Below are 14,192 nucleotides of genomic sequence, written 5' to 3'. Positions count from 1 at the left end.
ATGTGCGTTCGCGGCACCGCCCTGTGTGGCAGGGAGGTAACACCAACTTTCTGCAGTGCGATTGGTACTCGAACGTTATTCGTCGAACGGGCTGTCGAGTGGAATGTGTGGATTCTGCGCTGGCAGAATCGTCCGGGTCGGGCTCGAAGTGGGAAGTGGTGTGTTCATGAGGGTGTCTCGAGGATTCGTTCTCGCCGCGGTGGGAGTTGTCGCCTCGGTGGCAGTGCTGTCCGGGTGCAGCTCGCAGACGGACATCTCCGAACCCTCCGTTCCGATCGATTCCAACCCGATGACCGAACTGATGAAACCGAAGCTGACCGCGAGCGTGCTCGACGGAGCAGTCGGATTCTCACCGGCGGACCCGGTGACCGTCTCGGTTGCGGACGGCAAGTTGTCCTCGGTCACCATGCTCAACCCCGACGGCGAGCCGGTATCGGGAGCCATTGCTCCGGACGGGCTGTCGTGGACCAACACCGAACCCCTCGGCTACAACCGCGAGTATCGAGTGCAGGCCGATGCGTACGGACTCGGAGGATCGTCGAGCACGGTGTCGAGCTTCACCACCAGCCAGCCGGGCAATTTCACCAAGCCCTACGTTCTGCCGAACCCGGGCGACGTGGTGGGTATCGGGCAGCCTGTCGCGGTCCAGTTCGACGAGGCGATCACCGACAAGCTTGCTGCCCAGAATGCGATCACGGTCACCACGACGCCGGCCACGGAAGGTGCGTTCTACTGGGTGAACAACAAAGAGGTTCGCTGGCGACCGCAGAACTACTGGGCACCGGGCACCAAGGTCGACGTGGCCGTCAACGTGTACGGGCGTGATCTCGGTGACGACATCTACGGCCAGGAGAATGCGACGACGTCGTTCACGATCGGCGACGCGGTCATTGCCACTGCGGACGACAACACCAAGCAGGTGACGTTCAACGTCAACGGCCAGGACGTCATCACGATGCCGACGTCGATGGGCAAGGACTCCACCCCGACGGACAACGGCGTCTACATCATCGGTGATCGATTCGAGCATCTCGTCATGGATTCGTCGACCTACGGTGTGCCGGTCAACTCGTCCACCGGGTACCGCACTCCGGTCGACTGGGCGACGCGTATGTCGTACAGCGGCATCTTCTTCCATTCCGCACCGTGGTCGGTGGGGCAGCAGGGCTACTCCAACGCCTCGCACGGGTGTCTGAACCTCAGTCCGACCAACGCCAAGTGGGTCTACGACAACACCAAGCGCGGTGACATCGTCGTGGTCGAGAACACCGTCGGTGGAACGTTGTCGGGCACCGATGGTCTCGGCGACTGGAACATTCCCTGGGACGAGTGGAAAGCGGGCAACGCCACCACTGTCTGATCGGTGTCGATCAGCTTCGATCGCGGGTTTGGTAGAGCGAAGGATCTATCCCGAGTGTCTTCAGGTACGCGACCGGTTCGATGCTCGAGCCGTTGTTGCGGACCTCGAAGTGCAGATGCGGTCCCGTCGAATTGCCGGTGCTGCCGACCGCCCCGAGGACATCTCCCGGTGCCACCTCGTCACCGACGGACACAGCGAGGCTGGACTGATGGCCGTAGTAGGTCTCGGTGTTTCCGCTCTTGACCCGAACGAGCTTGCCGTAGCCGTCGCCCGCGTCTCCGGCCTGAACGACGGTTCCGCCGGTCACCGCATGGATCGGGGTTCCGCTGTCGGCAGCCAGGTCCACACCCTGGTGGTACTGCGCGCCGTTGCCGGTCGGGTTGTTGCGTCCGCCGTAACCCGAAGTGATGCGATATTTGCCTGCGTCGATCGGGAGCACGGCACCGCCGAGCCCCACCGTGGGCGGCGCACTCGGAAGTTCGATCTCGGGTACATCCGCGGGAGTTGCGGTATCCGGCACCGACAGCACGTCGCCGTCGAGAACGATCGCCGCGACCTGGTTGATGAGCACACCGGTGGCGTCGAGCACCGCGGCGAGTATTGCGGCCCGCTGCTGCGCATCGGGCTGGGGGATCGGGATCTGAGGCAATTCGATCGTGGGTTGAGCGGTGGCCACCGCTGGGCTGAGCAAGCCGGTTGTGCCGATGCACAGTGCTGCCGACAAGATCGAACCCGCTATGACTCTGTGCATTCTGCGACCCACGAAAAAGCCTCCTCGTCTCTGCCCGCCGGGCACCCGTCGGATGGGTGCGAGCTGGGCGTCGAGCATGTTCGGTGACGCTTCGGGGCACGCTGAACTCACGTAGCAGAAAACACATGAATCACGTTGGTACTTTTCTTCCCCAAAAGTGCCATTGGTAACCGTACGTCACAGAAACCCCATAAGAAACTCGAAAAGTGAATTACAACAACGTAATTCGAGGTCAGGGTGGGTACGCACCGTCCGCTCGAACACCCTGGCGAAGGGTGGAGTGAATGCACGAAAAAGGCCGGTCTCGCGAGGAGACCGGCCTTCTTCGTGTGGGGTGAGCGACGGGACTCGAACCCGCGACATCCAGGATCACAACCTGGTGCTCTACCAGCTGAACTACGCCCACCATTGCACGCGTCCGCAGAACCTTTTCGGGCTCTGCATCAGCAGCGTCGACAATACTAGCGGGTTGAATCCGAGGTTGCTAATCCGCCCCCGATTGCGTGTCGAGTTCGGCAACAACTGCTGCGATGTCGCTGGTAGAGGGCCCCGGCGCAGCCACGAAGGCCGTCCGGCGGTAGTACTGCAACTCTTTGATCGACTCCTTGATGTCCGCGAGGGCGCGGTGCGCAAGGCCCTTGGCCGGCTGCCCGTAGTAGATCCGTGGGTACCACCGTCGAGAAAGTTCCTTGATCGAGCTGACGTCGATCATTCGGTAGTGGAGGTAGGTGTCGAGCGCGGTCATGTCGCGAGAGATGAATCCACGATCGGTCCCGATCGAGTTTCCCGCGAGCGGAACCGTTCCGGCCACCGGGACGTGCTCCTTGATGTACGCGAGCACGCGCTGCTCGGCTTCCTCCAGGCTCACCGTCGACGCGCGCACCTCGTCGGTCAAGCCCGACTTGGCATGCATGTCGGTGACGACGGCCGGCATGTTCGCCAACGCATCGTCGTCGGCGTGGATGACGATGTCGACACCCTCCCCGAGGATGTTGAGCTCACTGTCGGTCACCAACGCCGCGATTTCGATCAGCTTGTCCTTGCTCAGGTCCAAGCCGGTCATTTCACAGTCGATCCACACGAGTTTGTCCTGCACTCGCTCCACAGTAGTGCGCGCACCACAGCCACTAGGGTTTGCGGTGGCGATCGACCCCGTTCACTTCAGCGCACGTTCACGAAAGGATGCGGACATGACAGGCGACCCGACGCAGCCGGCACCCACGCTCAGCCCTGCCGAGAAGGCGAAGGCGGCCAAAGCGGCGGCCGTGGAAGCCGCACGGGTGGCTGCCGAAGCTTTGGCAGCGGCCGACGCCGCCGAGGCGGAGGCGCGTGCCGCAGAGCAAGGGTCGGCACCGGCGGTGCAGGGTAAAGCAAGCGAGATTGCCGCCGGATACACATCGGCAGGTGCGGCATTGGAACTGGGAACCGTCGTTCTGGACGGTGTCACCGACCCCGCTGCCCGCATTCGTATTCCGTTGGCCACGTTGAACAGGCACGGTCTCGTTGCCGGGGCCACCGGAACCGGCAAGACCAAGACGCTTCAGGGGATAGCCGAACAGCTTTCTGCCGCAGGGGTTCCCGTCGTCATGGCCGACGTCAAAGGAGATCTCTCGGGCTTGTCCGCGCCGGGCGAAGACAACGACAAGATCCGCAGCCGCGCTGCGGACACCGGCCTGACGGACTGGGCTCCCGCCGGACACCCGGTGGAATTTCTCTCGCTCGGCACCGAGGGGATCGGGGTGCCGGTGCGGGCCACGATCACCGCGTTCGGACCGATTTTGCTCAGCAAAGTGTTGGGGCTCAACAACACTCAAGAGTCGACCCTGGGGCTGATCTTCCACTGGGCCGATTCCCAGGGACTTGCCTTGCTCGATCTCAAGGACCTGCGGTCGGTGATCATGCATCTGACGAGTGACGAAGGCAAGGCCGACCTGAAAGGCATCGGCGGTGTGTCGTCGGCGACCGCCGGAGTCATCCTGCGCGCCTTGGCCAATCTCGAGGCCGACGGCGGCGACACCTTCTTCGGCGAACCGGAACTCGAGACCGAGGACCTGCTCCGCGTCGGACCCGACGGACGAGGCGTCATCACTCTGTTCGAGCTCGGTGCTCAGGCGTCACGCCCGGTGATGTTCTCCACCTTCCTGATGTGGGTACTGGCCGATTTGTTCCAGACGTTGCCCGAGGTCGGTGACGTCGACAAGCCCAAGCTCGTGTTCATCTTCGACGAGGCGCATCTGCTCTTCGCCGACGCGTCGAAAGCCTTTCTGCAGCAGGTGGAACAGACCGTCAAGCTCATTCGCTCGAAGGGCGTCGGCGTCTTCTTCTGCACGCAGCTGCCCACCGACGTCCCCAACGACGTTCTCTCCCAACTGGGTGCGCGAATCCAGCATGCTCTGCGCGCCTTCACTCCCGACGACCAGAAAGCACTGAACAAGACGGTGCGCACCTACCCCAAGACCGACGCGTACGACCTCGAGAAGGCACTGACGTCGTTGGGAACCGGCGAGGCGATCGTGACGGTGCTCTCTGAGAAGGGGGCTCCGACGCCCGTGGCGTGGACGAAGATTCGTCCGCCCCGGTCCCTGATGGACACCATCGGCAACGACGCCATCGCGGCCGCCGCGTCGTCGAGCACCCTCTCCGCCAAGTACCGCGAGACAATCGATCGCGAGTCCGCCTACGAGCGGATGAACGCTCGCGTGGCCGACGTGCCCGCTCCGGCAGAGAAGTTCGATATCCCACCGCTGCCCGCCGATCTGCCGGATCTACCCCCGAGCGAGCCGGACGGGCCGTCGGCCGCGGAGCGCATCATGGGCAACCCAGCGGTCAAGAGCTTCCTTCGATCGGCTGCCTCGGCCGCCGGGCGGGAAATCTCGCGCAGCATCTTCGGAACCGGACGGCGTCGGCGGCGCTGAGCCTGCTCAGTCGGGAGTGGAGCCCGCAGAACGACCAGGATTCGGGTACTAGTTGCCCAGCTTCTTGTAGAAGCTGCCGATGATCGGTGCCGAAATGCTGCGCGGGCTGTACTGCCCGGCGACCGACATGCCCTTGCTCAGCAGACCCGGCACAACGCGCATCTTGTTCTTCGCCAGGCCGTCCAGTGACAGCTTCGCGGTGTAGGCGCTGTCGATCCACAGGAAGTCCGGGACCATCTTGTCGACGATCGACGCATCGGCCGGGTCGGGTGTCTCGGTGCGGACCGGGCCTGGAGCGAGCAGGGTGACGTTGACGCCGGTGCCCGCGAGCTCACCGCGCAGCGACTCCGAGAACGTGTTGACGAAGGCCTTCGTCGCGGCGTAGGTCGCGTTGTTGGGGATGGCCATGTTGCCCGCCGCAGAACCGGTGATGAGGATGCCGCCTGCTCCGCGACCGATCATGCCGGGCATGACCGCCAACGTGAGGTCGTGTACGGCAACGGCGTTGAGCTCCACCTGATCACGCTCGTACGCGGGATCGAGCCCGGCCACCGGTCCGAACGTCGCGATGCCTGCGTTGTTGCACAGGATCGAGATCTCACGCTCGGAGAGCTCGGTGACCAGCTCCTGGCGCTGCTCGCGGTTGGACAGATCCGACGCCCGCACCTCGACGGTGACGCCGTGCTCGGCGGTGAGCTTCGCGGCCAGCGCCTCGAGCAGTTCGCCGCGTCGGGCCACGACGATCAGCGAGTGACCACGGGTGGCGAGTTCGGTGGCCAGGGCTTCACCGATACCGGAGGAGGCTCCGGTGACGACGGCGCGGGCATCGGGGCTGGGCTTGGGCAGGCTCACGGTGAGACAGGCTAGCGGACAGATCAGATCGTGGCCGCGAGCCGGGTGCCCTGCTCTATCGCCCGTTTGGCGTCCAACTCTGCCGCCACGTCCGCACCGCCGATGATGTGCGTGGTGGTACCCGCTGCCTTCAGCTCGTCGACCAGATCCCGGACCGACTCCTGGCCCGCGCAGATCACGATGGTGTCGACCTCGAGCAAGCGTGGGCGTTCGTGCTTCTCGCCGAACGAGATGTGCAGGCCCGCATCGTCGATCTTCTCGTAGTTCACCCCCGAAAGCTGATGCACGCCTTTGGCTTTCAATGCTGCGCGGTGGACCCACCCGGTGGTCTTCGCGAGACCGGCCCCGATACGTCCCGGCTTGCGTTGCAGAAGGTAGACCTCCCGAGGAGATGCGGCCGGCACCGGGGTGGTCAACGCGCCCGGCGCGGCCTCGGGCTCGGTGACTCCCCACTCCTGCTTCCATTCCTTCAGGTCCAGCGTGGGGGAGGCGTCGGTGGTGAGGAACTCGGAGATGTCGATGCCGATACCGCCGGCACCGATGACCGCGACCCGATCGCCGACGGCCCTACCGTCGCGCACCAGTTCCGCGTACGAGAGCACGGACGGGTGATCGATACCTGGGATCTGCGGCATCCGGGGAGTGACACCGGTGGCCAGGACCACCTCGTCGAATTCGCCCGCGGCGAGTTCTGCGGCGGTAACCCGAGTATCGAGGTGTACCGCAACATCCGCGTCGCGCAGAGCGGTGGAGAAGTAGCGAATGGTCTCGGCGAACTCTTCCTTGCCGGGAATCAGACGGGCGATACCGAATTGGCCGCCGATCTCGCCCCTGGCCTCGAACAGGCTGACGGCGTGTCCGCGTTGCGCAAGGGTGAGCGCCGCAGACAGTCCGGCGGGCCCGGCCCCGACGACCGCCACCTTCTTGGTCTTCTTCGTCGGCAACAACTGCAGGTCGATCTCGCGACCGGCGCGAGGGTTGACCAGGCACGAGACCTTCTTGTGTACGAAGGCGTGGTCGAGGCAGGCCTGATTGCAGGCGATGCAGGTGTTGATTCGATCCGCGGAATCGGAAGCAGCCTTCTCGACCCAGAACGGATCGGCGAGCATCGGCCTGGCCATGGCGATCAGCTGCGCGTCGCCGCGGGCGAGGATGTTCTCGGCGATCTCGGGCATGTTGATGCGGTTGGACGCGGCGACGGGGATGCTCACGTATTTTTCGAGCTTGCCGGTGATGTCGGCGAATGCTGCTCGCGGAACCGAGGTGACGATGGTCGGCACCCGCGATTCGTGCCAGCCGATGTCGGTGTTGATGATGTTCGCGCCTGCGGCCTCCACGTCCTCGGCGAGGGCGACGATGTCGTTCCAGCTCTGGCCCTCCTCGACGAGGTCGGCCATCGACAGCCGGAACACGATGAGAAAGTCGGATCCGACGGCGCCACGGATCTGCCGCACGATCCCGACTGCCATTCTGCGACGGTTCTCCGCGGAACCACCCCATTCGTCGCGTCGCTTGTTGGTGCGCTCGGAGAGGAACTGGTTGATGAAGTAGCCTTCGCCGCCCATGATTTCGACGCCGTCGTAGCCGGCGCTCTGTGCGAGTCGGGCGCACCGCACGAAGTTTCTGATCTGCCAGCGAACGCCCCTCGAGGTCAATCGCCTGGGCCGAAAAGGATTGATGGGAGCCTTGATCGACGATGCCGACACACTCAGCGGCTGGTAGGAATAGCGTCCGGCATGGAGGATCTGGAGCGCGATCTTGCCGCCTTCGCGGTGCACGGCAGTGGTGATCCTGCGGTGCCGACGGGCCTCGATGCGGTTGGTCAGCTTGGCCCCGAACGGCAACAGCCACCCGGTGCGATTGGGGGCGTAACCCCCGGTGATGATGAGTGCGACTCCGCCGCGGGCACGCTCGGCGAAGTAGGCCGCCAGGCGGCCGGTGTCGCGGGCGCGATCTTCGAGGCCGGTGTGAATCGATCCCATGATCACGCGGTTCTTCAGCGTGGTTGCGCCGACGTCCAACGGCGACAACAGAATCGGGTACGGACCAGTGGTCTGCTCGGTCTTCACAGTTTCTCCAATACCTCGGTGCACCATTCGGTGAATCCTTCTTCGACACGAATCCCGCCGCGGAGCACCAGGTATTGATGCAGCGCGGTACCGGTCAGGGCAGCGGGGGCCGGAAAGTCCTGCTTCTCGATCAGTCGATACACGTCGAGACGGGTGGCATGTACGTCGCGGTGGCGGGCGACTTCGACTTTCAACGCTTCGATGTCACCGTTGGCCGCTCCGCGAATCTTCACGGCGAGTTCGTCGCGAAGCTGCGAAGGATCGGTCGGTGCGGCGATCCACCGATCGAGCTCGGCTCGGCCCGCAGCGCTGACCGAATAGACCTTCTTGTCGGGTCGGCCGTCCTGCGCGACTGCCTCACCGGTGATCCAGCCCGCTCCATCCATCCGCGTCAGAGTGCGGTAGATCTGCTGGTGAGTTGCACTCCAGAAGAAGCCGATGGACTTGTCGAACCGTCGGGCGAGCTCGTACCCCGAGCCGCTCAGCTCGGTGAGGGAGACCAGAATCGCGTGTTCCAAAGCCACACCCGAGAGTATGTATGCAACGTGGTGACTATGCAACTAGGTGCACCCAAACATGGGCCCGTCGCGGGCTAGTGTTGGCAACCATGGGAACCCAGCCGGAGGCCGCTGTCGTCGGAGTCGCCACAACGCGTAAGCAGGTCACCGCCTGGGGGTTCTGGGACTGGGGATCGGCCGCGTTCAATGCCGTCGTTCTCACGTTCGTGTTCTCGGTGTATCTCACCGATGCCGTCGGTGACGACCTACCCGGATCCATCTCGGCGACCACGTGGTTCAGCTGGTCCATCGCGCTGTCGAGCGTCGTCATCGCACTGCTGGCACCGGTGTGCGGGCAGTGCTTCGACGCCCGAGGCAAGAGAAAATGGCTGCTGGGGCTATTGACCGCATTGACGGTCGTGGCCATGGCCGGCTTGTTCTTCGTACAGGACGACTACCGCTATCTGTGGCTCGGGCTGCTGCTGCTCGGTCTCGGATCCATCATGTTCGAGCTGGCCAGTATTCCGTACAACTCGATGCTGCGGCAGGTCTCCACCCCGGCCAATATCGGACGCGTGTCCGGATTCGGTTGGGCGATGGGCTATTTCGGTGGAATCGTCCTACTGCTTCTGTGCTACCTCGGTTTCATCGTCGGGGACGGCGACACTCGGGGCCTGCTGGGGCTGAGCACCGACGGAGGGCTCAACATCAGGCTCGTCGCCGTGCTGGCGGCCGTCTGGTTCGCGGTCTCGGCCATCCCGGTGATGTTCGCAGTTCCCGAAGTACCCAGGGCCATCGCCGATCCCGAGGCGGCACAGGCCGGCTTCGCGGAGTCCTATCGCGTTCTCTTTCGCGATGTGCGCGAGTTGTGGAGCGCAGACCGGCGTGCCGTCTACTACCTGATCGCCAGCGCACTGTTCCGGGACGGGCTGGCGGGCGTGTTCACTTTCGGAGCCGTTCTCGCCGTCAGCGTCTACGGCATCGGCGCGGCGGACGTACTTCTGTTCGGCGTCGCCGCCAATGTCATCGCGGGCCTCGGTGCCATCGTCGCCGGGCGGTTCGACGACAGAATCGGACCCAAGAAGGTCATCGTCTTCTCGCTCACGTCCATGATCGCGGCCGGAACTATTCTGCTGTTCGTGTCGGGACCGACGATGTTCTGGATCTTCGGGCTGATCCTGTGCCTGTTCGTGGGGCCCGCGCAATCGTCTGCGCGTACCTTCCTGGCCCGACTGGCACCGCCCGGGCGCGAGGGTCAGTTCTTCGGACTGTTCGCGACGACGGGTCGGGCCGCGTCGTTCCTCGCGCCCTCGCTGTTCGGGCTGTTCGTGTGGATGTTCGACGCCGACCGCGCGGGTATCGCCGGGCTGATCATCGTTCTCGCCGCCGGGCTGCTGGCACTGCTCAAAGTTCGCGCCCCGGAACAGGTTTAGGCCGACCCGATACGATCCAAGATCTCGGCTGCGAGTCTGTCGGGGGCTTCCTCGGGGATCCAATGGGAGATGCCGTCGAGTTCGACGAATCGGTACGGCGCATCGACGAACTCGCCACAGCGCTCCGCGCCGGCTCGACCGATGGCGGTGTCGCCGTTGCTCCACACGTAGGTGGTCGGCACCGTCACCGCAGGTAGGTTCGCGAACTCCCTCGTCATCGCGGCATACCAACTCGACGCAGCCGTCAGTGCTCCCGGCACCGTCAGATGGCGAACGTATTCGTCGTCGAGGCTCTCGGCTCCGAACATCGCGCGGAGCCGTTGCGCGTCGTTCTCGGTCAGTACTCGTTCGGCCTTCTCGGGTTCGCGAAGCAATCCGAAGTACTGCGACCGCTGTTGCTGGTCCGGGTCCTCGCGAATGGCCCAGTTGAACGCCGCGGAATGCGGAACGGATGCGGCAGTGAGGCTTCGGACGCGGTCGGGATGTTCGGCAGCGACATGCCAGGCAACCACAGCGCCCCAGTCGTGCCCCACCAGGTGCGCCGAGTTCAGGTCGAAGGCGTCGAGCAGACCGAGGACGTCCTCGGTGAGACGCTCGATGCGGTAGTGCTCGACGCCGATCGGGCGGGCACCGGGGGAGTAGCCCCGCTGGTTGGGGGCCAGGACGCGGCAGCCCGCGGCCGTCAATTCGGGGGTCACCCGCGACCACGACGCGTTGGTCTGTGGAAAGCCGTGCAGCGCAACGACGGGTACGCCGTTGACAGGGCCTGCCTGCGCCAGCTCGAACGTGTACTCGCCGATGTGTACCTCGGTGGTCATGATGCTCCTTCGCGGCTCGCGCTCGTGCCCGAGGGTCAGGCCCGTCGCGGTTCCCATTTGCTCATCCCCAGCATGATCATCCGGATCTGCTTCTCGGTGCGTTCGATGAGGTCTTTCTCGTTCTGACTACCCGGCCGGTCGATCTCCAACAGACCGACCACCGCCGTCAGCATCGTCGAGACCAGGAGGTCGGCCGTCATCTCGAGATCGGAGACGTCCCATCGTTCGAGACCGGGCATGCGAGAGAGGTCGATGGTCAGCTCGCTGACGAACAGCCGGAGCTCGGTGGCGAACGCGCGACGTACCTCGGTGACTCCGCCGTAGCGCTCGCGACTGAGGAAGCGGAACTGATCCTCGTGGCTGCGGACCTGACGAACCAGGATGCCGAAGGATTCGGTGGCCGTCTTGGTACTCGGGTTGCGTCTGGCGTCGCGCAGCATCTGGCGCAGCATGCGCATGCTGTCCTCGACCAACGCGACCCCGAGGTCTTCCATGGACGCGAAGTGTCGATAGAACGCGGTGGGGACGATGCCGGCGGACCGCGCGACCTCACGCAGGCTCACGCTCGCGAACGACCGTTCGCGAAGCAGATCGAGTGTGCCGTCGATCAAGGCCTGCCGCGTGCGCTCCTTGCGCTCCGCGCGGGTACCCGGTTCTGTCACGGCGTCCAGTTTATGGGCGGGCACTCTGTGATCTCCCCTCCGGTTGCTTCCGCGGTCCCCGTGAACTTCACATGAGGTCTGTAATGGCGGTCACATAAACGTTGACAGGTACCGGTGTCGCTCTGTCACACTCATGTTAGTGCACAATCGTTCACTGAATGGGTCGTAGGGTTCGATCCGGTTAGGGAGGATGGAATGACGCTTCAAGAACGTCCGACGCGACCCACGGGTTCGCGCAAGTTCTCGCTTCTTTCCCTGTTCGAGGCCATGGCCACGCCCCACGCGCTCGATCGGTACCTGGAGCTGGTCGACCCCATGACGACCGTTCGTGATCTGCGCGGTGAAGTGACCGAGATACACCGGTCCACCGAAGATTCGCTGACGCTGACCATCCGCCCCACCCGACAGTGGAAAGGCTTTCAGGCCGGCCAGTTCGTTCAGGTCGGGGTGGTCATCGACGGCGTACGTCAGACTCGCTGCTACTCGCCGGCCTGTTCGCAGTACCGCAAGGACGGCCGAATCGAGCTGACGATCAAGGCGCACCCCGAGGGGCTGGTCTCGCAGTATCTGCACAAGAACGCGCACGTCGGCCTCGTCGTCAGCCTGTCGCAGGCGGACGGCACGTTCAAGCTTCCCCAGCCACGCCCGGCGCGCACGCTGCTGATCAGCGGCGGCAGCGGCATCACGCCCGTGCTGTCCATGCTCAGGTCGCTGCTGGACGAGGGGTACAGCAGCGACCTGACCTTCCTGCACTACGCGTACACCGAGAACGACGTCGCGTACAAGCAGGAGCTCGAGAAGATCGCCGCCGAGCACGACAATGTGAACCTCGTCTTCGCATACACCGAGCAGACGACCGGCGGGGACCTGCACGGGTTCTTCGGCAAAGAGCATCTCGACGCCGTGGCGCCGTGGTTCGCAGACGCGGACACCTTCCTGTGCGGTCCACCCGGGCTGATGAAGGGCGTGACGTCGTTCTTCGACGACGCAGGGCTCGGCGACCGACTGCACCTCGAGGAATTCACACCGTCCTTCGCCACCGTGAGCGACGACGTCACGGGAACCACCACGTTCTCCGGAAGTGACGTCGCCGCCGAGAACGACGGTGCAACGTTGCTCGAACAAGCCGAGGGAGCCGGTCTGTCGCCGGCCAACGGGTGCCGAATGGGCATCTGCTTCACCTGCACCTCGGTGAAGAAGTCCGGCTGCACCAAGAACATCAAGACCGGTGAGACCGACACCGAATCCGACAAGAAGATCCAGCTCTGTGTGTCCGTTGCCGTCGGCGACGTCGACATCGACATCTAGTCCCGGAGCTCCCGCCCACCACCCGATCGAATTGGAGATCAGCAGATGCTCGGAACGATTCTCTCGATCCTGCCCACCGCCGTCATTCCCTTCCGACGCAACGAAACGCTGCCCGACGAGCCGACCGTACTGACGTACGAACAGGTCGAAGAGCTCGGCCGCGAACTCGACGACCTGCGGGCCCGCACCGTCGCCAAACTGGGCGACGAGGACCGCGAATACATCTACAAGATCATCAAGGCGCAGCGCGGGCTCGAGATCACCGGACGCGCACTGATGTACCTGCCTTTCGTCCCGCCGGCATGGCTCGCCGGTGTCGGCGCACTCGGCGTCGCGAAGATCCTCGACAACATGGAGATCGGCCACAACGTCATGCACGGCCAGTACGACTGGATGCGTGAGCCGGGTCTGAACTCCGAGGTGTTCGAGTGGGACACCGTCTGCCCGGCAGACCAGTGGAAGCACTCGCACAACTACATGCACCACACGTTCACCAACATCGTCGGCATGGACCGCGACATCGGGTACGGAATCCTGCGCATGGATCAGGACCAGAAGTGGAACCCGTACTACCTGGGCAACCCCGTCTACGCATTCCTGCTCATGACGTTCTTCGAGTGGGGCGTCATGCTGCACGACCTCGAGACCGAGAACATCGTCGCCGGCAAGAGGAAGTGGCACGACGTCAAGCCGTTGCTGCAGGGAATGTGGCGCAAGGCGGGCAAGCAGGCTCTCAAGGATTACGTCATCTTTCCCGCTCTGACCGGGCCGTTCTTCGCCTCGACCGTGGTCGGCAACGTTGCTGCGAACCTGATCCGCAACGTGTGGACGTACTCGATAATCTTCTGCGGCCACTTCCCGACGGGGGTGCAGACCTTCAGTCAGGAAGAGACCGCCGACGAGAGCCGGGGCGAATGGTACGTCCGTCAGATGCTCGGATCGGCCAACATCGAGGGTTCGCCGCTGTTCCACATCATGTCCGGCAACCTCTCGCACCAGATCGAGCACCACCTCTTCCCGGATCTTCCCGCGCACCGCTACCCGCAGATCGCACCCGAGGTCAAGGCTCTGTGCCAGAAGTACGACCTGCCGTACAACACCGGCGGCTTCTTCCACCAGATCGGCACCGTGTGGGGCAAGATCTTCAAGCTCGCTCTGCCCAACTCGCTCACCGGATCGGCTGCCCCGGCCAGTGTTATCGTCGAGCGTAAGAAGACCGACGCAGCGTGACGACTTCGAAGGGGGCGGTCCTGGTGGTGGGAAGGTTCGAGCGCAACAAGGACACCGTGCAGGATTTCACCGAGTCTGCGGCGACACACGTCGGCAGAATCGTGGTGATCATCGCCGGAGCGGTCCGTGACGTCACTCGCGAGATCGGTGATCTGATCACCGATGGAATCGAAATGCGTGAGGCCGCGAAGAAGGCCGAGCGTGATGCGCCGCTGGGCACCGTGATCAACGGGGAGTTCGAGACCCGCGACCGGCACTGACTCACCGCACGATCGACGAAGCCGCCCGAGCATTGCT

General features: G+C 64.0%; 13 protein-coding genes and 1 tRNA gene. 6 read left to right on the top strand and 8 right to left on the bottom strand.

From position 1 onward, the window contains the following. Positions 1 to 166 precede the first annotated feature (166 nt). Positions 167 to 1,360 (top strand): L,D-transpeptidase, encoded by a 1,194-nt coding sequence (locus CH281_RS18085; protein WP_094695357.1) that lies wholly within the window; start codon positions 167 to 169, stop codon positions 1,358 to 1,360. 10 nt (positions 1,361 to 1,370) lie between these two features. On the opposite strand, the gene CH281_RS18080 is transcribed toward CH281_RS18085, so the two are convergent. The 3 genes from CH281_RS18080 to orn all read right to left on the bottom strand — a co-directional run bounded on the left by CH281_RS18080 (position 1,371) and on the right by orn (position 3,207). Further along, positions 1,371 to 2,111: a M23 family metallopeptidase gene (locus CH281_RS18080; RefSeq protein ID WP_205912818.1), complete on the bottom strand. Its 741-nt coding sequence runs from the start codon at positions 2,109 to 2,111 to the stop codon at positions 1,371 to 1,373. A gap of 330 nt (positions 2,112 to 2,441) precedes the next feature. Then, positions 2,442 to 2,517 (bottom strand) — tRNA-His (locus CH281_RS18075). Positions 2,518 to 2,595: 78 nt separating this feature from the next. Further along, on the bottom strand, positions 2,596 to 3,207 hold the full coding sequence (orn, locus tag CH281_RS18070) for an oligoribonuclease (RefSeq protein ID WP_094695356.1): 612 nt from the start codon (positions 3,205 to 3,207) through the stop codon (positions 2,596 to 2,598). 94 nt (positions 3,208 to 3,301) lie between these two features. Between orn and CH281_RS18065 the strand changes: the two genes are divergently transcribed. Further along, positions 3,302 to 5,026, top strand: a complete 1,725-nt coding sequence (locus CH281_RS18065; RefSeq protein ID WP_094695355.1) for a helicase HerA-like domain-containing protein — start codon at positions 3,302 to 3,304, stop codon at positions 5,024 to 5,026. A gap of 48 nt (positions 5,027 to 5,074) precedes the next feature. Here CH281_RS18065 and cmrA read toward each other — a convergent pair whose 3' ends face one another. The 3 genes from cmrA to CH281_RS18050 are packed head-to-tail and all read right to left on the bottom strand — an operon-like array spanning position 5,075 to position 8,471. Continuing rightward, the gene (gene cmrA, locus CH281_RS18060; RefSeq protein WP_032382720.1) at positions 5,075 to 5,878 is read right to left on the bottom strand and encodes a mycolate reductase; all 804 of its coding nucleotides are present in this window, start codon (positions 5,876 to 5,878) and stop codon (positions 5,075 to 5,077) included. Between the two features lie 23 nt (positions 5,879 to 5,901). Then, positions 5,902 to 7,974, bottom strand: coding sequence for an NADPH-dependent 2,4-dienoyl-CoA reductase (locus CH281_RS18055; protein WP_094695016.1), 2,073 nt, complete (start codon positions 7,972 to 7,974; stop codon positions 5,902 to 5,904). Then, a complete protein-coding gene (locus CH281_RS18050) occupies positions 7,944 to 8,471 on the bottom strand; it encodes a PadR family transcriptional regulator (protein WP_094695014.1) in 528 nt (175 codons plus the stop codon). The genes CH281_RS18055 and CH281_RS18050 overlap by 31 nt, the downstream gene beginning before the upstream one ends. A gap of 83 nt (positions 8,472 to 8,554) precedes the next feature. Here CH281_RS18050 and CH281_RS18045 point away from each other — a divergent pair, with 83 nt between their 5' ends. Next, entirely contained in the window at positions 8,555 to 9,877 is a 1,323-nt protein-coding gene (locus tag CH281_RS18045) for an MFS transporter (RefSeq protein ID WP_094695012.1), read from the top strand. Here the strand turns inward: CH281_RS18045 and CH281_RS18040 are convergent. Next, positions 9,874 to 10,695 carry an alpha/beta fold hydrolase gene (locus CH281_RS18040; RefSeq protein WP_032406855.1) on the bottom strand — a complete coding sequence of 274 codons (822 nt, stop codon included), beginning with the start codon at positions 10,693 to 10,695 and terminating at the stop codon, positions 9,874 to 9,876. The genes CH281_RS18045 and CH281_RS18040 overlap by 4 nt on opposite strands. A 35-nt stretch (positions 10,696 to 10,730) precedes the next feature. Continuing rightward, on the bottom strand, positions 10,731 to 11,357 hold the full coding sequence (locus tag CH281_RS18035) for a TetR family transcriptional regulator (RefSeq protein ID WP_027497609.1): 627 nt from the start codon (positions 11,355 to 11,357) through the stop codon (positions 10,731 to 10,733). Positions 11,358 to 11,552: 195 nt separating this feature from the next. On the opposite strand from CH281_RS18035, the gene CH281_RS18030 reads away from it, so the two are divergent. The 3 genes from CH281_RS18030 to CH281_RS18020 are packed head-to-tail and all read left to right on the top strand — an operon-like array spanning position 11,553 to position 14,155. Then, on the top strand, positions 11,553 to 12,665 hold the full coding sequence (locus CH281_RS18030) for a ferredoxin reductase (protein ID WP_032368224.1): 1,113 nt from the start codon (positions 11,553 to 11,555) through the stop codon (positions 12,663 to 12,665). 45 nt (positions 12,666 to 12,710) lie between these two features. Further along, positions 12,711 to 13,895: a fatty acid desaturase family protein gene (locus tag CH281_RS18025; protein ID WP_032368223.1), complete on the top strand. Its 1,185-nt coding sequence runs from the start codon at positions 12,711 to 12,713 to the stop codon at positions 13,893 to 13,895. A gap of 23 nt (positions 13,896 to 13,918) precedes the next feature. Next, complete coding sequence (locus CH281_RS18020; protein WP_027497606.1) at positions 13,919 to 14,155, top strand: hypothetical protein; 237 nt, start codon at positions 13,919 to 13,921, stop codon at positions 14,153 to 14,155. Positions 14,156 to 14,192 lie beyond the last annotated feature (37 nt).

This window comes from Rhodococcus sp. 06-221-2, assembly GCF_002258365.1.
GTDB lineage: Bacteria > Actinomycetota > Actinomycetes > Mycobacteriales > Mycobacteriaceae > Rhodococcoides > Rhodococcoides fascians.
Note: the sequence above shows the minus strand (reverse complement) of the source record. Positions and strands in the feature narration are given on the sequence as shown.